Below are 19,458 nucleotides of genomic sequence, written 5' to 3' on the forward strand. Positions count from 1 at the left end.
ACGTAAAACAGTCGATTATATTAATGAAGGAGAATAACAAATGATTTTTAAAGTATATTATCAACCAACTAAAAAAGAGAGTCCACGGCGCGAGAATACTGAATGTCTCTACCTAGAGGCCGACTCTGAGGTTCAAGCACGTTCTTTGGTTGAAGAACAAACAGAATACAACATTGAGTTTATTGAACAACTCGATGGGGCTACTCTTGAATATGAACAGCAAAGTATAAATTACCAACTAACGGAGTTTAATAAATGAAAAAGCTGAGTGTCAGAAATAACGAAACGGCTGTTTTTGCCGTTGGCGGTTTGGATGAGATCGGTAAAAACACCTATGGCATCCAATTTCAAGATGAGATCATCGTCGTTGACGCAGGGATCAAATTTCCTGAAGATGACCTTCTAGGTATCGATTATGTCATCCCAAACTACCAATATTTAGTAGCAAACAAACAAAAAATAAAAGCCCTTGTGATCACCCATGGTCATGAGGATCATATCGGCGGGATCCCTTACTTTTTAAAGCAAGTCAACGTCCCAGTATATGCAGGCCCTCTAGCTTTAGCCCTGATCAAAAGCAAATTAGAAGAACATGGTTTGTTAAGAACGACAGAATTGCATGAAATTAATGAAGATACTGTTTTGAAGTTTAGGAAAACGAGTGTTTCTTTTTTCCGCACTACTCACTCTATTCCTGACACCCTAGGAGTTGCGATCAAAACTCCTTCTGGGACAATTGTTTGCACAGGAGACTATAAGTTTGATCTGACACCGATCACCAACCAGCCGCCTAACTTACAAAAGATGGCAAAATTGGGTGATGAAGGTGTTTTATGTTTATTGTCTGACAGTACTAACGCAGAGATCCCTAACTTTACCAAATCTGAGCGGTGGGTCGGAAAATCTATCCGCCAAATTTTCGAAAAAGTAGACGGACGCGTCATATTTGCAACTTTTGCTTCAAATATTTCACGTGTGCAGCAGGCTGCTTCTGCGGCAATCAATCGCGGACGAAAAATTGCAGTTTTCGGACGCAGTATGGAAGCAGCGATCGCCAACGGACGTGAATTAGGTTATTTAGATATTCCTGATGATGCGCTGGTTGATGCTAGAGAGATCAATCGCTTACCCGCAAATAAAGTAATGATATTATGTACGGGTTCTCAAGGAGAGCCAATGGCTGCTTTGAGCCGGATCGCCAACGGAACACATCGACAAGTATCGATCCAGCCCAACGACACAGTTGTGTTTTCAAGCTCCCCTATCCCAGGTAATACCTTAAGTGTTAACCGGGTGATAAATGAATTGGAAGAAGCAGGAGCTACTGTGATCCACGGTAAAGTTAATAATATCCATGCATCAGGACACGGCGGTCAAGAAGAACAAAAACTTATGTTACGTTTAACGAAGCCAAAATTTTTTATGCCTGTCCATGGTGAATATAGAATGCTTAAGATCCATACTGAGTTAGCCCAAAGGTGTGATGTGCCAAAGAAAAACACCTTTATTCTAGAAAACGGCGATGTGCTTGCTTTGACAAAAGATTCTGCACGTATCGCGGGGCATTTTGATGCCAGTGATGTTTACGTTGATGGCTCAGGAGTAGGTGATATTGGCAACGTCGTTTTGCGTGATCGGCGTACTCTTTCAAAAGACGGTATCGTAGTTGTTGTTGCCACGGTAAACATGCAAAAAAAGCAGATCTTAGCTGGGCCTGACCTCCTATCACGCGGGTTCATCTACATGCGTGAATCTGGGGAACTGATCAATAAAGGGCGTCGTCTTTTAAATCGGACGATCAAACGAACTCTAAAGGATGAAAATGTGACTGAGGCAATGATCCGTGAAGCTATTACTTCAGAACTACAATCATTTTTATACGATCAAACTGAAAGGCATCCAATGATCCTACCAATGTTTGTCACTGTCTAAAACTAACCAAAAGACCGGGACTACCTCATGGTATTTCCGGTCTTTATTTACTTAGTGCCTTTAAAATTATGCAAGAAAGGAGAATACTAAAATTGCGAACCTTTTTTCTGATCGTTAATTGTTATGCCAATCATGGTAGATCACAAAAAATTTGGGAAACGATCAAAGATGAATTAAACACGAGACAAGTCCAATATTCTTTTAAATTAACTCGTCATTCTGGTGATGCACGAGAAATCGCCAACTCTTTTGTGTCCAAATTGAACACAGCTGATCAAAACAAGTATGTGATCCTTGTTGTTGGCGGCGATGGAACATTAAATGATGCTTTAAATGGTATTAAGGATGCAAAAACAGTGGACCTGCCATTGAGTTTTATACCTTCAGGTAATAATAATAGCTTTGCACGTGGTATCGGTTTGGCAAAAACACCCGTTTCAGCCTTAAAGCAAACCTTAAATGCCCAAGATACTGTCTATTATGATGTCGGTTATTACCAAGAAATGACTCATAATAAACAAGGTTATTTCTTAAACGATTATAGTGTTGGCCAGGACGCATATTTAACCAGTATGGTACATCATCGTAAACCATCAAAATTAGTTAAGAAGCTGCACTTAAATTTTTTTAGTTATTTTGCAGCACTTTTTAAAGCGTATATGGACCAAGAATCTTTCCCAGTAACATTGCGAATGGGTGACAAGTATGAATTTTTCCAACATACTTATATCGTTAATATTTCAAATCAACCCTATTTTTCGGGTGGATTAGTTTTATCTCCTGAAGCAGATGCGACTGATCGTCAACTTGATCTGATAGTTGCTGATAACATGAATCTGTTAAAATTCTGTCTTCTTGGGTTCATAGTTTACTTCAGGAAACAGTTACGTTTTCCTGGAATACACCACTACAAGGAAAAAGAAATTCATCTTGTTATTAATTCACTAGAATTTGGTCAAATAGATGGTGAAGAATTACCCAATCAATATTTTGATTTGTTTTTTAAAGTACTCAAGTATCCATTTTGGGTCGATGTTCAAAGTATTCCGGTCAAAGATAGACATTAAAAAAGGTTCCAGTAGCAATGAGTATCTTCTTAATTACTCATTACTACTGGAACCTTTTATTTCTTTATAGTTTCTGCGACATAAAATCTACCGGACTCAAACCTTGCATGCCGATCATGGGATCGATGTCTTGAGAATCGATCAACTGTAAGGTCAAAGTATATTCACCACTATCCGTCTTTGCAGAGGGCACTCTTGTTGCATTACTTTCATCAGCAATCGTGGCTTCCGAATGCTTGCCTTGCAAACTACTACCACCGCCCCTTTTTACAGTCTGTTCGGAATCGCCTTCACCATCTCCCAGTTCAACTTGCAACCTTTGCTTCAAAGTAGTTGATCTGGTATGGGCGACTTTAGTCACACTTTGGCGAAATGAATCAAGGTCACCGACTAAAATCAGTTTCGCCTTAGCACGTGTGATCGCTGTATACAAGAGATTACGAGCAAACATACGGGAAAACTGCTTGACCATCGGCAAGATCACAATTGGGAATTCTCCTCCTTGTGACTTATGGATCGACAAACAATACGCCAGCGTCAAATTATTCCAATCTTTTTTTTCAATTTCTACTTCATTTTGCTCAAAAGCAACTGTAACATTATCCGGTTCAGCTTTTTGACCTTTATCACCGATATCGATAGCTACAATTTTACCGATATCGCCATTATAAATGTTTTTTTCAGGGTCATTAACTAACTGTAAAACTCTATCTCCGATCCTTAAATGATGACCCCTTACTTCGATTTCTTTTTGCCTTGCATGTACTGGATTCATGATCCCTTGCAAGAGGTCATTCAGGTTATCTATTCCAGCCGGCCCACGATACATCGGAGCTAACACCTGGATCTCGTCAGTTTCGTTGCCCTTTCTCACAGCAACTTCTGTGACCTGCGCTATAACTTGTGGGACCTGACTAGCACTACACAAAATGAAAGAACGATCATTTTGCTGCTGAGTAAAGTCTGCTGGGAGAGTCCCTTCATTGACTGCATGAGCTAACGAAATGATAGAAGAATATTCTCCTTGCCGATAGATCTTAGTTAATTCTTTTTTAGGCAACAGGCCACTGGCAAGCATGTCTGAAAAGACCTGTCCTGGACCAACAGAGGGTAGCTGATGACGATCTCCAACAAAAATAACCTGCATGTTGTCCGGAATACTTTGAAGCAGTATTTTCATCAGATCCGTATCGACCATCGATGTTTCATCTATAATGAGCAGCCTTCCATCTAACTCATCGACTTCATCAGGTAACTGCTCGTCATGGCCATTTATTCCTAACAAACGATGAATAGTACTTGCGGGCAGCCCGGTCATTTCACTCATTCTTTTGGCCGCACGTCCAGTTGGAGCAGCTAAAAGTATCGGGAGCCGTTTTGCCTCTAAATCAATGTCATTTTCGTAGGCATACAAAGCAACGATCCCATTAATGATCGTAGTCTTCCCCGTACCCGGCCCACCTGTTAGTAAAAACACCTTGGAAGTCAAGGCCTCGACGATTGCGTCTTTTTGAAACGGATCATATTCAATATTCATTTGTTCCTCGATCTTACTCAAATCAGCAGCCAATTGGTCTTCTGCGAATAGCTGGCTATCTTCATCGTCTGACAACAAGCGGGCAAATTGAGTAGCAATATCCCATTCGCCATAAAAATATTGCTTCAAGTAAAAATTATTCTTCTCGACTGCCAATTTTCTTTTATTGACTAAGTTGATCAACTCATCGGCTATTTTATCTGGATCAATTTCAACATGGCGACCTGCTTCCAGTAATTGCTGTACTCTTTGCAGTAAAATATCTCCAGGAATAAAAGTGTTACCCTCAGAAGAACTGTCCTCAAATAAAACGTGAAAAATTGCTCCACGCAGTCTCCCACTATCATCAGGCTCGAATCCTAATTGCTCGGCTATTTGATCCGCACGGTAAAAACCAATGCCATTGATATGGATCGAAAGTTGGTAAGGATCGTTATGAATCGTATTCAGGGTGTCTTCTTGAAAGTAAGCATAGATCCGGGCAGCCATTTTACTTGAGAAGCCTAGGCTGTTCAAGCCAATAATTATTTGCTCGATCCCTTGATCGGCCTCTAAATTATCAACCAAACTCTTTTGTTGTTTTTCACTTAACCCCAAGTTCTTAACTTTCTGTGGGTCTTGTAATAAAATACTTACTGCATCATTTCCCAATTTTTCAATGATCCGCTGCGCGGTCTTTTCACCGATCCCTGGAAATTGACTGCTGGAAAGATAAGTCACGAGGCCCTCCTTAGAACTCGGGATCTCAGTTTGATAGTTATCTGCTTGAAATTGCTGTCCATATTTAGGGTGCTTGACTACCTTGCCGCTAAACCGATATGGAGTTTCTTCTTTGATATCTGCAAAATTTCCAGTAACAGTGATCGTATTTTCTGCCCAGTCAAAATTTTTATCCTTGATCTTAACAAGCAAAACTTTATAAAAGTTCGCAGACGACTGGAAAAAGATTTGAACCACTTGACCAACGACAAAAGTCTCATCTTGTAGCTGAGAAGTGCCAAACAGCTCAATATTTTGTTGTGCCATTTTTACTCCTTAGTCCCTTGATCATGTTTATCTTTAACAACTGTCGCGATGTCATTCAAACGTTCCTTATGCTTTTCAAAATACTGTGGATCTCTTTTTTTGACCTTGGTAAAAAATCGATCCGCATCTTGACCTTGAACCAGAGCAGTCAAACCTCTCTGAAAGTTGACTCGCACGTCATTCGGTTTTAACGATAATGCTTGGTCATAATACTTTTGTGCATTCCTAAAATCGCCCGTTGCCAAAAAACAATTACCTAACAATGATTTAGCATCTGGTTCATTTGGTGAATTTTCACTCGCTGTCAAAGCATACACCATCGCTTGTTGATACTGATTCTGAGCAAAATACCCCTGGGCTATCATCAATAAAGCGTCTGCATTTAATTTTTTGTCCTTGACCTTTGAAAACTCAGCAGTCGCCTTTGCATATAGGCCTGTGGAATAATACACATTTCCTAAGCCATAGTGTAATAGTTCTTGTTTTTGTGGTTCTTTTTCAAAAACGTTCAAACCTTTTAAAAATAACTCTTCAGCTTGTTGGAAGCTTTGTATAGTTGTTAACATACTACCCAGATCATAATAACGTTTGGGATCATATGGGTCTTTGTCTAAATCAGCGATCAGCCTTTTTATGACCCTATCATTTTTGACTTGTAATTTTTCTCTTTCTGACAATGTTACTCCTCCTCATCGATCACTATCTTAAAAGGCGTCAGATTTTTTAAACCGTATCATTCTTTGTCAACTTTCTTGATAAATAATCGGTTTTGTTCCATTCTAAACATTTAAAATATTGTCCCTTATCAAGAGTTTGTAAAATAGTTGTACTTGTGTTCGTCAATCCGCCCCGACTACGGATCCGCTCCAAAGGAACGCCTTGTAAGTGACGGATCTCTGCACAAAGAGCTGCCCCATGAGACACAACGATCACATTTTTATCTGGATACCTTTGACAGATCTCGATGATCTTAGGAGTCATCCGGTCAAATAATTGTTGAAATGACTCAGCTTGAATGCTAGTCGGATCATATTGCTCTGGGTGATGCCTAAAAGCATCTAGTTCTTTAGGATACTTTTTTTCAACATCTTGGAACAACATCCCTTCCATCTTGCCCAGATCAAATTCAGCAAAAGCCTCATCTTGAATAATGTTCAATGATTGATTTAATTGTGATTCAATTTTTTGAGCCGTTATCCTTGCACGTTTGATAGGACTGCTATAAATCTTTGCAAAGTTATAGTCATTTAAAAAACTTGCTAATTCATCGATCTCACGCAAACTTTCAGGCAATAACGGCGAATCACCGTGTGCTCCTTGGTACCTGCCCTCTAGATTCCATTTTGTTCTTCCATGTCTAATAAAAAATAATCTTGTCATATATTCAGTGTCGTCCCTTATCAGCGTAATAGTTATATTATCTCATTAAAAATTCTAAAAAACAAAAAGTTTTACCTGGTTGTATCACGAATGACCCAATAAAAAAGGAAAATAGGCTGCCCTATTTTCCTTTTTAAATTAAACATATTGTAAAGTACGGTCTGCTTGATAAGCATGATCGATCGTTCCGCTACCTAAACATTCCTCACCATCATAGAAAACGACTTCCTGACCGGGTGTAATAGCACGGACAGGACGGTCAAATTCAACAACTGCTTTTGTTAAGTCATCGTTCAAATGAACTGTCACACCTTCATCTTTTTGCCGGTAACGAAACTTAGCAGTGGAGTGAAAATCAGTCCCATATTCGTCGAACGGTGCTATAAAATTCAATTTACTTGCATCCAAAGAAGTCGCATACAAGTGCTCATTCTCATAACCCTGGCCAACCAATAATTCATTTTTATCCAAGTTCTTACCAATAACGAACCATGGATCATTGCTTTGACCGTTACCGCCAATACCGAGCCCACGGCGCTGACCGATAGTATAGTTCATCAAGCCATAGTGATCTCCCTTGATCTCACCGTCGAGAGTGATCATTTTACCCGGCTGTGCGGGTAAAAATTCACTCAAAAATTTACGGAAATTTCTTTCTCCGATAAAACAGATCCCAGTTGAATCCTTTTTCTCTGCTGTTGCTAAACCAGCTTCAGCAGCGATCCGCCGCACTTCTGATTTCTGCATACCGCCAATTGGGAACATCACTTTTTCCAACTGCTTTTGACTCAACTGACTTAAAAAGTAAGTCTGATCCTTATTGTCATCGGCTCCCCGAAGTAAATGGATCGTACCGTTTGCATCCTTTGCGATCTGTGCGTAATGTCCCATTGCAACATAGTCAGCATCGATTTCTAAGGCATAGTCCAAAAAAGCTTTAAATTTGACTTCTTTATTACACATGACATCAGGATTTGGGGTACGGCCATTCTTGTACTCATCTAGAAAGTAAGTAAAAACACGATCCCAGTACTCCTTTTCAAAGTTGACTGAATAATAAGGAACACCGATCTCGCTAGCAACTTTAGCTACGTCCTGATAGTCTTGTGTTGCCGTACAAACACCACTATCATTGGTGTCATCCCAGTTTTTCATGAAAACTCCGACTACATCATAACCCTGCTGCTTTAATAAATAAGCACAAACCGATGAGTCGACCCCACCACTCATGCCAACTACAACACGGGTATGGCTATTATCTGCCATTTTTTATCACCATCATTCATTTAGATTCTGAATCTACACGATTTGAAGGTCGTTTTGTTCAGTAATTTTTAGTGTAGCACATGGAGGGTACTTTTTAAAGATTTCACTTTTGAACAAAGGCTAGTTTATTTTTAAAGAGAATTAAAAAGATCCCCTGATCTTACAATCGATCAGCGGAACCTGACACCTTTATCACTAAATTTGTCGCAAAATACCCCGGTCTATCAGATCATTCAACAAATAATGCAATTGTTCGTTTTGTGCCTTTACATCACCAGTTTTAAAGATATCAACATCTTTTAAGCCATTAGCGGTCGTTGTCGACATTTTAAATTTTTTCAGGTCTTTATCAACAACGATCTTTAATTTCAAACTCACATTTGGAGAAACATTTGGATCTAAGTTTCTTTCCAACTGAAACTTGCCAGATTTTTTTTCAGAAAACCCAGCATCTCTTAATGAATACTTCTTGATATTTTGAGATAAACCATAGGTTTGTTGATCACCTTGGATCCGTACTTTGTCTGTTGTTGCCATTATACTTACCTCCAAAATACATTTATTTTTTAATGATCTCAGTTAGTGCCTGAATTACAGCAGCGATATCTGAAGAAGTATTAAAAGTCCCGAAACTAAATCGTAATGATTCGCTGACTCGTGGATCATTGTTGCCATACATCGCAGTCAAAACATGGGACGGCTCCAAAGATCCTGCTGTACAAGCCGAACCGGCCGAAGCGGAAATCCCCTTTAAATCAAGGTTGGTCAGCAAAGCATCAGCCTTTTTTCCTTTGAACCATAAGTTCAGTACGTGTGGCAATTCACCTTCATCTAATTTACCATTTACTTCGACTTCGATCCCGTTTTCCCTTAATCCGTCAAGCAGCTGGTGTTTAAACGAATAATACGCCTTTCGACGAGCAGCCTTTTTCTTTGAAGAACTGAGTTTGATCGCCTCAGCAAAGCCCGCGATCGCCGGTATATTTTCAGTACCCGCACGACGCTTTAATTCTTGGTCGCCACCCTTGATCAAAGTTTCAAGGTTATGGTCAGCGCGGCAATATAAAAAGCCAGCCATCTTAGGCCCATTTAATTTATGTGCTGACGTAGACAACAAATCGATCTTGTCTGCTTGAACATCGATATCTAATAAGCCGTATGCCTGTACCGCATCAGTGTGAAACCAGGCGTTAGACTCAGCTACTATGTCACCAATATCATGAATAGGCATTTTTGCTCCGACTTCATTATTTCCTGTCATGATCGAAACCAAAATAGTATCATTACGTAAAGCCTGCTTTAAATCATTCAAAGAGATCTCGCCGTTATGGTCAACTGGCAAATAAGTAACTTCAAAACCTTGACTTTCCAAAAAGTGCATCGGTTTTAAGACAGCTTCATGCTCAATGCTAGTTGTGATCAAATGACGACCTAGATCTTGACGCGCCAGTGCGGTCCCAACTATAGCAGTATTATCACTTTCGCTGCCGCCGCTGGTAAAAATGATCTCATTATCATCTTTGGCATTGATCGACTGTGCTATCGCATGCCGGCTACTATCTAAGACAGCACGTGCTTGACGGCCATAATAATTTGTCGCTGAAGCATTGCCAAAGGTATTTTCCATTGTATCCTTCATCTTGTCGATAACTGCAGGTGCCATGGGGGTCGTCCCCGCATTATCAAGATATATATATTTCAATTCCTAATACACCTTCTAATTTTTTAACAACTATGCGTTCTCTAAAAAGTTTAAGAGCATTTGTGCAGAGCGTCGGCCTGCAGCAATAATAAATTCATCAAAGCTTTGTCCCGCATTTTCATCGCCTACATCCGACATTGCACGAATTACTGCAAATGGCACTTTAAACTGATAGGCAGTCTGAGCAACTGCACCGCCTTCCATCTCACAACATAAAGCTTCTGGATAGATCCCCTTGATCCGTGTTATCTCTTGACTGTCAGAAACAAACTGATCACCGGATACGATCAGACCTTTTTTACTTGCCAAACCTGTCAAAGCAGCAGAATGAGCAATTTCATCAACTAATGTTTTATCGGCTTGATAGATTTGTGGCTGTTGGGGCAGTTGACCCATTTTGTACCCAAAAGCTGTAGCATTAGCGTCATGATAGGCTACACCGTCGGATAAAACAAGTTCGCCAACATGTAACCCGTCTCCTATCCCTCCGGCGGATCCAGAATTTATAACTGCGTCAACTTTATAATTCACGATCAGAAATGCCGTGGTTATTGCAGCTTGGACCTTACCAACTCCACAACGTACCAAGACGACCGAACGCCCATTAATAGTGCCTTCATAAAAGTCTGTACCGCCTATGTCACTTTGTTGACTATCGTCCAAATGGTCCAATAATTCTTTTATCTCTTCTTCCATCGCACAGATTATGCCATACTTCATGTTTTTCTATCTCCTCTTTCTCTGCTATCCCAGGTGTGCCAGCCGGTTTTATCGTTAAAAATTGACAAATCTCATAAACAAATAAACCAGAACTATCAAAACTACTAAGACCACAATGACCAGATCCAAACGTCTGCCTAATCTTTTTCTCTTCTCATCGTCATTATTTTTTTCTTTATAAAAACGTGTCTTGCTCCGGGAAAGATGCGGCATTGTTTCTTCGGTGCCTTGTTGTTGCTTCTCTGCGTCCTCTGGCTGGTCTGCATCTTGAGTACTGTCGTGTTTTCTCCTAAATTTCTTCCACCAAGATCGGGAATTCTTTTTTTGTGCGTTTTTTCTACGGCTGAGTTTTTCTTCATCCATACACTACTCCATTAATTGCCAAAACAAAACTGCCATAATGGTTTTTGCATCGCAAATCTCCCCATTTTGGATCGCAATTTTAACTTCGGACTGAGAAAGTTCTTCAATCTGTAAAAATTCATCTTGATCTTGCGGAAGTTTCGTCTTGACTGGGGTGAGGTCGCTAGCATGGTATAAATACATCAATTCATCAGAAAAGCCAGGTGAACTGTAAAATGTTGATAGCAATTCATAATTCTGTGCCTTATATCTAGTTTCCTCGTTCATTTCCCTCTGTGCCGTTAATAAGGGATCATCACTTTCATCGGGCTCGATCTTTCCAGCTGGTATTTCTAATGTTTCCTTACCCAGGGGCGCACGCCATTGACGGATAAAGACCATCTTATCAGCAGGTGTCAAGGCAATAACGGCAACTGCACCATGGTGCCTAACGATCTCCCTTTTGGCCTGTCTGCCATCCGGCAATTCAACCGTCTCGAGGTCAAGGTCGAGCACATGTCCTTTGAATAAATGTTTAGTTTCCCTAACTTTTTCTGCAAAATTCATATTCCATTACCCCTTCACTCATACTTCCACAAGGTTCCGTTTGATTATTTTTTAAGTGAGTCGACAAAGTCCTTATAAGCCAACTGTTCTCCGGTCTCCTCCCACACTACCCGGGAAAAGTCACCGGCTAATGCTGCTGTTTCATCAAGCACTGCTTTTGCAGTCACCGTTGCATTCCCGATCAACGAGATCCAATAGTTTGCATCTGCCTTTTGATGGACGACTGTTTTGACCATTCCACCAGGATTATACACTTCAAGTGTCTTCTCGAAACCTTCTTCTTTTAAGTGCAAAAGAACATAGATCAAACTTGACGCACTCATTGCCGTGCCACACGCACTTGTCAAGCCTACGCCCCGTTCAAAAGTTCTCACAAAAATTTGCTCGGTTGATCTAACGTTAATAAAACTAACATTCACACCATCTGGAAATAATGGGTTTTCACCATTCAAATAAGTCGCAATTTTCACTAACTCACTGCCATTCAATGTTGGCTTATCAACAAAAGCAATTAAATGAGGGTTGGGAACTGCAACTGCTGAAAACTTGATCGAACTGGAAAGTTCAGGGATCAGTTCATTTAACAAAGTTGTTTTCTCAATATGCATCCCTGCATCTTCAGTCAAACAACTGACTGGTGAGATCTCGACCTCATATGCCGGAACATTCAAACCAAGATCTTTTGCAGCTTTAACTTGCAGGTCTGCATACATAGTTTGGATCTTGAACGCTTGATCATTATCAATGTGCAATTTTGGGGCTACGTAACGAGCCACTGTCCTTAATCCATTACCACACATACTAGCTTCACTGCCATCAGCATTGATGACACGCATTTTAGCAACAGCGTCTTGATGGTCAGAACTCAGTACCAATAATAGACCATCGGCACCGCCTTGCAGTCCTTTTTGACGATCACACAAAGATCCTGCCAGCTTTTTAAGATCACCTTCATTTAAATACAGCTCTGTTTGCATCTGGTCAAGTAAGAAAAAATCATTACCTGACCCGTGGACTTTTAATAACTTCATCATCATTATCCCTTCCCGTCAAAAAACAGCCAGTAAAAGCGAACCTTGTTAGTTGCTAAGTAACGTTGTTCACTATTTGAGAGCTTACCCTGTTAATAATTATCATAGCAAATTTTGCTGCTCTTCGCGATGTAAATTACTTAAAAAGCCAAACAAGCGAAGTGACCCACTTGTTTGGCTTATGGAAGCTAAGTTAGCTTAGTCTTCTAAACCGTCTTTGACAGCTTCAGGAAAGTTTGCAGTTACGATCGAAGCACAATTTTGACATAACTCTGGAAAATTCTTGTCTTGTCCAACATCTTGCTTGATCATCCGACAACGTGGACAAACGTCTCCAGCTGCATGAGTAATTTGTACAGCTACCTTATCATATTGATCAGCAGTTTCTGGGGCTTCAGAAAAATCTTTAACGTCCAAACCTGAAACGATCAAAGTCTGACGAATGTTAGCATCCAAATCATTCAACAATTCATGAACACTGTCTGTGACGTACAAATCAACATGAGCTTCAAACGATTTGCCGATCAATTTCTGGTCACGCGCTTCTTCAAGCGACTTGAAGACATATGAACGGATCTTCATAAATTTTTCCCAGTTGACCAGCAATTTTTCTTCGCCATCGAAATGATCGACATTTGGCATGTCAGCTAGCTGAACGAATTCTTCAGGTTCTTTCAAATACTTCCAAATCTCTTCCGAAGTATGTGGAATGATCGGTGTCAATAACTTAGTCAAACGAACTGCTACATCATACAAAACTGTTTGCATTGAACGTCTCTTATGGCTGTTGGCGGCTTCGATATACACGATATCCTTAGCCACATCTAAATAAAAAGCAGACAGATCGATTGTGATAAAGTTGATCAAACGTTTGTAAATGTTCATAAAATCATAGCGCGCATAATCATCCAAAACATCCTTAGTAAAGCGCTCGACCTTGATTTGCATATACTTATCGATAGATTCCATTTTTTGGTAAGGTACTTGATCATATTCTGGATCAAAGTCAGTCGTATTGGCTAACAAGAAACGGATCGTATTACGGATCTTACGGTAACTTTCGGATATTTGTTGAAAACTACCCATCGAAACCCGAACATCGGCCGATGAATCAACACTCGACGCCCACAGGCGGATAATTTCAGCTCCCATTTGCTTGATCACTTTTTCAGGAACGATAGTATTACCCAATGATTTACTCATTTTACGTCCTTTACCGTCTAAGGTAAACCCTTGAGACAGTATCTGTTTATATGGGGCTTGGCCCGAAAAAGCAACACTTGTGATCAAGCTCGAATTGAACCACCCACGATATTGGTCGGATCCTTCCAAGTACATGTCGGCAGGATAAGTCAAATAATCTCTATTAGCCAAAACACCTTGATGGGACGAGCCTGAATCAAACCAAACATCCATAATATCAGTTTCTTTAGTAAACTGACCATTAGGTGAGTGTTCACTAGTAAAGCCTTCTGGTAACAGGTCTTTAGCATCTCTTTCAAACCAGACATTTGATCCATATTTGCCAATTAGATCTGCGACATGATCGATAGTCTCCGGCTCCATGATAGGTACACCATCTTCACCATAAAAGATCGGTAATGGTACTCCCCAAACACGTTGGCGTGAAATGACCCAGTCACCACGATCGCGGATCATATTATACAAACGTTTCTGCCCCCATTCAGGGAAGAACTTAACTCCGTCGATCTGGTCTAAGATCTCTTGTCTGATTTTATCAACTGAGGCAAACCATTGTGCTGTGGCTCTGAAGATGATCGGTTTTTTAGTTCGCCAATCAAATGGATAAGAATGCTTGTAATCAACTTCTTTTAGTAACAAGCCATCTTTTTCCAGCTTTTCTAACGAGATTTGATTAGCATCATCATAAAAGACACCTTCAAAGTCAGATCCTGCTTCAGCAGTCAGATAACCTTTATCATCAACAGGCACAACGATATCCAATCCATATTGTTGACCAACATTAAAGTCATCTTCACCAAACCCTGGTGCCGTGTGAACCAAGCCAGTCCCAGCATCAAGCGTTACGAAGTCACCCAACATCGTCACTAACTTACGTTCTGGATAAAATGGATGCTCAGCCAAAACGTTTTCCAATTGAGAGCCTTTGACCGTCTTTAGGATCTGAACATTTTCCCAACCAAACAATTCCGCGTTTTGGTTAACTAGTTGTGCAGCTAGTACATATTTTTTGTTGTCGCCTTCAGGTTGAACGACCGCATAATCAAAGTCAGCATCGAGTGTGATCCCCTCTGAGCCTGGTATTGTCCATGGAGTAGTAGTCCAAACAACCATATAAGTGTTATTTTCATCCAGAACACCTTGACCATCGATAACTTTTTCGCCATAAAAAGCTGAAGGAGACGTTATGTCATGGTATTCAACTTCAGCTTCTGCCAAAGCAGATTCGGATGACCATGACCAAAATACAGGTTTCTTGCCCTTATAAATCAAGCCTTTTTCAGCCATCTTACCGAAAACGCGGATTTCATGTGCTTCAAATGACGGATCAAGGCTAATATATGGGTTATCCCATTCACCAGCTACACCTAAACGTTTGAAATCTTCTCGTTGTTTGTCAACTTGCTGTAATGCAAATTCGCGGCACTTTTCACGAAATTCTGTGACAGACATCGACTTGCGATCGACACCCGCCTTTTTTAGCTGTTGCTCGATCGGCAATCCATGAGTATCCCAACCAGGAACATAAGGGGCACGAAAACCCATCATAGATTTAGAACGGACGATGAAATCCTTTGAGATCTTATTTAACGCATGTCCCATGTGAATATTTCCGTTAGCATATGGAGGTCCATCATGCAAAACGAAAGAAGGCTTGCCCTCATTTAATTCCTGACGCTTCTCATAGACTTTATTTTCTTCCCACTCTTTTTGTCTCTCAACTTCACGAACAGGAAGATTACCACGCATTGGGAATTTTGTTTTTCCCAAATTTAAAGTATCTTTTACTCTCATTACCCTACTCCTTTATTACTAACTATCCAACAGTTGACGTTCACAATTTAGAGCGTTAAAAAAGAACCTCATCCGCAAGGGACGAGATTCTCGTGGTACCACCCAAATTTAACATTGATCCTTAGCAAGGACTGCTAAAAATCAATATTCTCAATAATGAGTTAACGATCATTAACCGGTCGAACCTACTAACTGTTTATGTACAATTTCAATTCAACGACTATGGAGAGGATAAATAATCAGTTTACCGTCATCGACCTTTCACCTTATGTCGACTCGCTTTGACATCCACTGAGATCTGTGTTCCCCATTAAAAATAACCTATATTAACTATTTATCATCTTCTGCGTTTGCAAAATGTTGTCCTTCTTCATCCTCAACGGAAGCATCCGGAAAGATAACGACAGCATCATCGTTATCAACATCGGGCTCTTGTGCTTCGGTGTGAGCATCGTCAGTCTCATCTTGCGCATGTTCTGATTCTACTTCCTCGACAGGTTGATTGTCAAGGTCCTCATCGTGCCTTAAAGCATCTTGGATCTCTTCATAGCTGCTCGTTTCACCTTGCTTTAAAATATCGTCCCACTCTGAGCCCTTCACAACTTCGAGTTGAGACTCCATCATAACTTGCAGTTTTTGCCGGAAGATCCGTGCTTGTTTGCGTAAACCATCTGTTTCAGTTGCTAACTGAGTCGCTTTTCGTGAGGCTTGATCAATAATATGGCGGGCCTTTTCATTAGCTTGGTCAATAGCATCCTGCCCTTCCTTTTGTGCTTCACGCTGAATGATGTCAGCCTCTCTTTGTGAATTAGCCTTGACCTTATCAGCAGCCTCTTGTGCAACAATGATCGACTGGTTCAAAGAATCCTTTAAATCATTAAAATATTTGAGTTTTTCATTACTTTGCTCCAAGCTCGAATTTAACTTCTCATTTTCTTGGAGTGTCATCTCGTAATCCTTTATGATTTGGTCTAAAAAATCATTTACTTCGTCTTGATCATAGCCGCGAAGCTTAACATGAAACTCTTTATTATGAATATCCAACGGGGTCAATGTCATTGACCAACACCTCCTAATTTAATTAAAGCATACTACTTTTTTAACACTGCTGCACTAATTTTCAGTTTACCCTTTTTAGAGACACCATTTTGTTCATTTAACCTGATCCTACCGTAGCCACGAACAGATAAAATATCGAAATCAGACAATTCATAATCGGGTTTGTCAAGTGTCATCCAATTAAGCTGGATCTTATGGGCATGAAAAAGATCTTTCGCATGTTTCCGAGATAAATTATAAAAATGAGAGATCAAAGCATCCGCTCGCAAAGAAGGGACAGTATCATTGACTTCTTCCCACTCACTGATCTGGGTCACCGTTTCACTTGGCGGTTGAACTTCAAGCCTGACTTTAACTCTGGAGATTCGATCGATCTCAGACTTCAAAAAAGGTACAATAGGTTCCTCTACGAAGAACTGCCAACGCATTGAATCAGTAATGATATCTCCTAATACTTCTCGTTGAATACCGCTATTCACTAACGTGCCTAAAACACTACCGTGATGCAAAACAGCAAATTTATGCGGATAGATGACCTCCATCAAAGCTACCTGAAAATCGGCGACTTCAGGTACATAATAATCCGGATAAAAAAGCGCTCTTTGCCTCTCAGCTTTTTTTGTCCCACCATAAGAACTCATCTTAACGTTAGCTTGCGTATTCACAACAGTCCGCGCAATAAATAACTCACGTGGATTTAAGAAATGCGACAAAATAGGTCGGTACTCATTAGCGGCCTGATTGATCATATCATTCAAACTATCGATCAAAGAAGCCTCTTCAGTGCGAAAATGTTGATAGATCGATTCATTAACCACCATAATCAAAATCCCCCGAGACCAAGCATAGCCAGCAAATAAAGTAGGCCATTTTCCACAAATTCCAAAGCGATCAAAGCCACTATCGGAGCGAAACTGATCCCGAAGATCGGCGGGATAAAATTAAACAAGCTTAAGTATGGTTCACAGATCCTTGCTAAAAATCCCCCTAATTTCGTCTCATATGCGTCCGGAAACCATGACATCAAAACATAAATCAAGATCGCCAAAGAATACAACTGAAACAAACCCTGAATTATCGATAAAAACAAGTTGAAAACTCCTTAAAAATCAGTCTGCCGCACATTTTCAGTAATGTCGCCCTCAACGGTGAACTCATGAGGAGTACATAAGAAAATTGCTTCTCCAACACGTGAGATCTCACCATCTATAGCAAATGTCACTCCTGACAAAAAGTCAACTACACGATGTGCTTGCTGATTATCCATTTTTTGAAAATTCACCACAGCTGCTTCACCCGAAAGCAACCGAGCAGCGATAGCTTTAACATCAGAAAAAATACTTGGTTCAAACAGCATTATCTTTTTTTCGACTACTTCGCCATTTTTACCATTTCGAAGCGACATTACTCGCGAACGTTGACCACGAGGTAATTCGTCAGCTGGACGCTGGTTTTGAGAATTTTGCTCCTGTGATCCTTCTTCATAATCTCCAAACCAACTATTGATTTTATCTCCCAGTGACATCTCTTTTCCTCCTTCATTAAAACTTACTAAGAATTAATGACGACGGTGACGCAAGAAAGGTGGCATATTTAAGCCATCATCTTCATCATTCTCGTTATCTTGTGAATTGTCCGTATCATTCTCTGCTGAAGCCGAGCCAAACACGTTAAAATCCTTTTTTTCAATATCTTTAAACTCGTTTTCACGAGAATCGTGGGAAACTTGCCGATCACCGTTAATTTCACGGTTCAGATCCCAATCACTCAGCGGATCACGTCTGCTGGCAGCATTATCTTGCCTGTCTTTGGTAGTTTGCGAACGGTCGTCACGTGTTTGACGACGAGATTCTTTTTTTGAATTATTTTTATCGATCCCAGTAGCGATCACTGTCACAACAACACTATCATCTAAGTTTTCATTGACCGAAGTCCCAAAAATAATATTAACGTCACTAGTAGCGGCCTGAGCAACAATGTCCGACGCAGCCTGAGCTTCAAACAAACTTAGGTCTGGACCACCCGTAATATTGAGCAGTACCTGCTCTGCACCATCGATCGAAACTTCCAACAATGGTGAAGAAATAGCCTTTTTAGTTGCGTCTTCTGTACGGTTTTCGCCGTTAGCAGAGCCGATGCCCATTAAAGCAGAACCTTGATCTTGCATGACAGTTTTAACGTCAGCGAAGTCTAAGTTCACATAGCCTGGAGAAGTGATCAGATCAGATATACCCTGAACGCCTTGACGTAAAACATTATCTGCTTCTTGGAAAGCTTCTAACATCGGTGTTTTCTTATCAACGATCTCTAAAAGACGATTGTTGGCGATAATAACCAAGGTATCAACTTGTTCTTTCATTTTCGCAACGCCTTCAGCTGCAAAACGAGCACGTTTCGGACCTTCAAAGGTGAATGGACGTGTTACAACACCGACTGTTAATGCGCCTTGCTCCTTAGCAGCTTTCGCGATGATCGGGGCAGCACCAGTGCCAGTGCCGCCACCCATACCAGCTGTCACAAAAACCATGTCAGCACCATTTAAGCTTTCGGCAATTGCCTCTTCACTTTCTTGACCAGCTTTACTACCCACATCCGGGTTGGCACCTGCACCAAGACCCTTAGTCAATTTAGGACCAAGTTGGATCTTGGTTTCAGCTTTGGAGCTTTGCAATGCTTGGACATCTGTATTGGCGACAATGAACTCAACGCCCTGAACGTCATCCTCGATCATGCGATTGATAGCATTTCCACCGGCACCTCCGACACCAATAACCTTGATCGTAGCTCCTGTATTATTTTCATTTGCATCTAGTGAAAATTCCATTATAGTTC

General features: G+C 40.6%; 19 protein-coding genes. 3 read left to right on the forward strand and 16 right to left on the reverse strand.

Annotation, left to right across the window (positions count from 1 at the left end):
* Window positions 1-40: 40 nt before the first annotated feature.
* The 3 genes from AC3XNE_RS10555 (at window position 41) to AC3XNE_RS10565 (ending at window position 2,999) form a co-directional block, all read left to right on the forward strand.
* Window positions 41-259 (forward strand): DNA-directed RNA polymerase subunit epsilon, encoded by a 219-nt coding sequence (locus AC3XNE_RS10555; protein ID WP_489832032.1) that lies wholly within the window; start codon window positions 41-43, stop codon window positions 257-259.
* Entirely contained in the window at window positions 256-1,932 is a 1,677-nt protein-coding gene (gene rnjA / locus AC3XNE_RS10560; protein ID WP_489832033.1) for a ribonuclease J1, read from the forward strand. The genes AC3XNE_RS10555 and rnjA overlap by 4 nt, the downstream gene beginning before the upstream one ends.
* Window positions 1,933-2,024: 92 nt before the next feature.
* Entirely contained in the window at window positions 2,025-2,999 is a 975-nt protein-coding gene (locus AC3XNE_RS10565) for a diacylglycerol/lipid kinase family protein (protein ID WP_489832034.1), read from the forward strand.
* 64 nt (window positions 3,000-3,063) lie between these two features.
* On the opposite strand, the gene recD2 is transcribed toward AC3XNE_RS10565, so the two are convergent.
* The 16 genes from recD2 to ftsZ all read right to left on the reverse strand — a co-directional run bounded on the left by recD2 (window position 3,064) and on the right by ftsZ (window position 19,450).
* The gene (recD2, locus tag AC3XNE_RS10570) at window positions 3,064-5,562 is read right to left on the reverse strand and encodes an SF1B family DNA helicase RecD2 (RefSeq protein ID WP_489832035.1); all 2,499 of its coding nucleotides are present in this window, start codon (window positions 5,560-5,562) and stop codon (window positions 3,064-3,066) included.
* Between the two features lie 2 nt (window positions 5,563-5,564).
* Entirely contained in the window at window positions 5,565-6,239 is a 675-nt protein-coding gene (locus AC3XNE_RS10575; protein WP_489832036.1) for a tetratricopeptide repeat protein, read from the reverse strand.
* Window positions 6,240-6,285: 46 nt separating this feature from the next.
* Window positions 6,286-6,942, reverse strand: coding sequence for a histidine phosphatase family protein (locus AC3XNE_RS10580; RefSeq protein ID WP_489832037.1), 657 nt, complete (start codon window positions 6,940-6,942; stop codon window positions 6,286-6,288).
* Window positions 6,943-7,080: 138 nt separating this feature from the next.
* Window positions 7,081-8,208 (reverse strand): tRNA 2-thiouridine(34) synthase MnmA, encoded by a 1,128-nt coding sequence (gene mnmA, locus AC3XNE_RS10585; protein ID WP_489832038.1) that lies wholly within the window; start codon window positions 8,206-8,208, stop codon window positions 7,081-7,083.
* A gap of 195 nt (window positions 8,209-8,403) precedes the next feature.
* Window positions 8,404-8,745 carry a cysteine desulfurase gene (locus AC3XNE_RS10590; protein WP_489832039.1) on the reverse strand — a complete coding sequence of 114 codons (342 nt, stop codon included), beginning with the start codon at window positions 8,743-8,745 and terminating at the stop codon, window positions 8,404-8,406.
* Between the two features lie 22 nt (window positions 8,746-8,767).
* Entirely contained in the window at window positions 8,768-9,910 is a 1,143-nt protein-coding gene (locus AC3XNE_RS10595; protein ID WP_489832040.1) for a cysteine desulfurase family protein, read from the reverse strand.
* Window positions 9,911-9,940: 30 nt separating this feature from the next.
* Window positions 9,941-10,630 carry a 5'-methylthioadenosine/adenosylhomocysteine nucleosidase gene (locus AC3XNE_RS10600; protein ID WP_489832041.1) on the reverse strand — a complete coding sequence of 230 codons (690 nt, stop codon included), beginning with the start codon at window positions 10,628-10,630 and terminating at the stop codon, window positions 9,941-9,943.
* Window positions 10,631-10,684: 54 nt separating this feature from the next.
* Window positions 10,685-10,993, reverse strand: coding sequence for a hypothetical protein (locus AC3XNE_RS10605; protein ID WP_489832042.1), 309 nt, complete (start codon window positions 10,991-10,993; stop codon window positions 10,685-10,687).
* A gap of 3 nt (window positions 10,994-10,996) precedes the next feature.
* Window positions 10,997-11,539 carry an NUDIX hydrolase gene (locus AC3XNE_RS10610; protein ID WP_489832043.1) on the reverse strand — a complete coding sequence of 181 codons (543 nt, stop codon included), beginning with the start codon at window positions 11,537-11,539 and terminating at the stop codon, window positions 10,997-10,999.
* 44 nt (window positions 11,540-11,583) lie between these two features.
* Window positions 11,584-12,570, reverse strand: coding sequence for a diaminopimelate epimerase (gene dapF, locus AC3XNE_RS10615; protein WP_489833410.1), 987 nt, complete (start codon window positions 12,568-12,570; stop codon window positions 11,584-11,586).
* 198 nt (window positions 12,571-12,768) lie between these two features.
* Entirely contained in the window at window positions 12,769-15,567 is a 2,799-nt protein-coding gene (ileS, locus tag AC3XNE_RS10620; RefSeq protein WP_489832044.1) for an isoleucine--tRNA ligase, read from the reverse strand.
* A 330-nt stretch (window positions 15,568-15,897) separates the two neighbouring features.
* Window positions 15,898-16,626 carry a DivIVA domain-containing protein gene (locus AC3XNE_RS10625; protein ID WP_489832045.1) on the reverse strand — a complete coding sequence of 243 codons (729 nt, stop codon included), beginning with the start codon at window positions 16,624-16,626 and terminating at the stop codon, window positions 15,898-15,900.
* A 32-nt stretch (window positions 16,627-16,658) separates the two neighbouring features.
* Window positions 16,659-17,447 (reverse strand): YlmH family RNA-binding protein, encoded by a 789-nt coding sequence (locus AC3XNE_RS10630; protein WP_489832046.1) that lies wholly within the window; start codon window positions 17,445-17,447, stop codon window positions 16,659-16,661.
* 2 nt (window positions 17,448-17,449) lie between these two features.
* Complete coding sequence (locus AC3XNE_RS10635; protein ID WP_489832047.1) at window positions 17,450-17,716, reverse strand: YggT family protein; 267 nt, start codon at window positions 17,714-17,716, stop codon at window positions 17,450-17,452.
* Between the two features lie 12 nt (window positions 17,717-17,728).
* The gene (locus AC3XNE_RS10640) at window positions 17,729-18,151 is read right to left on the reverse strand and encodes a cell division protein SepF (protein WP_489832048.1); all 423 of its coding nucleotides are present in this window, start codon (window positions 18,149-18,151) and stop codon (window positions 17,729-17,731) included.
* Window positions 18,152-18,184: 33 nt separating this feature from the next.
* Window positions 18,185-19,450: a cell division protein FtsZ gene (gene ftsZ, locus AC3XNE_RS10645; RefSeq protein WP_489832049.1), complete on the reverse strand. Its 1,266-nt coding sequence runs from the start codon at window positions 19,448-19,450 to the stop codon at window positions 18,185-18,187.
* Window positions 19,451-19,458: the final 8 nt, after the last annotated feature.

Source organism: Ligilactobacillus sp. JN-6 (Y).1, assembly GCF_058111525.1.

Coding starts and splice junctions, on each gene's coding strand:
- rnjA (WP_489832033.1), top strand. CDS start 256: ATGAAAAAGCTGAGTGTCAGAAATAACGAAACGGCTGTTTTTGCCGTT.
- AC3XNE_RS10640 (WP_489832048.1), bottom strand. CDS start 18,151: ATGTCACTGGGAGATAAAATCAATAGTTGGTTTGGAGATTATGAAGAA.
- mnmA (WP_489832038.1), bottom strand. CDS start 8,208: ATGGCAGATAATAGCCATACCCGTGTTGTAGTTGGCATGAGTGGTGGG.
- AC3XNE_RS10555 (WP_489832032.1), top strand. CDS start 41: ATGATTTTTAAAGTATATTATCAACCAACTAAAAAAGAGAGTCCACGG.
- recD2 (WP_489832035.1), bottom strand. CDS start 5,562: ATGGCACAACAAAATATTGAGCTGTTTGGCACTTCTCAGCTACAAGAT.
- AC3XNE_RS10600 (WP_489832041.1), bottom strand. CDS start 10,630: ATGAAGTATGGCATAATCTGTGCGATGGAAGAAGAGATAAAAGAATTA.
- AC3XNE_RS10590 (WP_489832039.1), bottom strand. CDS start 8,745: ATGGCAACAACAGACAAAGTACGGATCCAAGGTGATCAACAAACCTAT.
- AC3XNE_RS10625 (WP_489832045.1), bottom strand. CDS start 16,626: ATGACATTGACCCCGTTGGATATTCATAATAAAGAGTTTCATGTTAAG.
- AC3XNE_RS10630 (WP_489832046.1), bottom strand. CDS start 17,447: ATGGTGGTTAATGAATCGATCTATCAACATTTTCGCACTGAAGAGGCT.
- dapF (WP_489833410.1), bottom strand. CDS start 12,570: ATGAAGTTATTAAAAGTCCACGGGTCAGGTAATGATTTTTTCTTACTT.
- AC3XNE_RS10610 (WP_489832043.1), bottom strand. CDS start 11,539: ATGAATTTTGCAGAAAAAGTTAGGGAAACTAAACATTTATTCAAAGGA.
- ileS (WP_489832044.1), bottom strand. CDS start 15,567: ATGAGAGTAAAAGATACTTTAAATTTGGGAAAAACAAAATTCCCAATG.
- ftsZ (WP_489832049.1), bottom strand. CDS start 19,450: ATGGAATTTTCACTAGATGCAAATGAAAATAATACAGGAGCTACGATC.
- AC3XNE_RS10580 (WP_489832037.1), bottom strand. CDS start 6,942: ATGACAAGATTATTTTTTATTAGACATGGAAGAACAAAATGGAATCTA.
- AC3XNE_RS10605 (WP_489832042.1), bottom strand. CDS start 10,993: ATGGATGAAGAAAAACTCAGCCGTAGAAAAAACGCACAAAAAAAGAAT.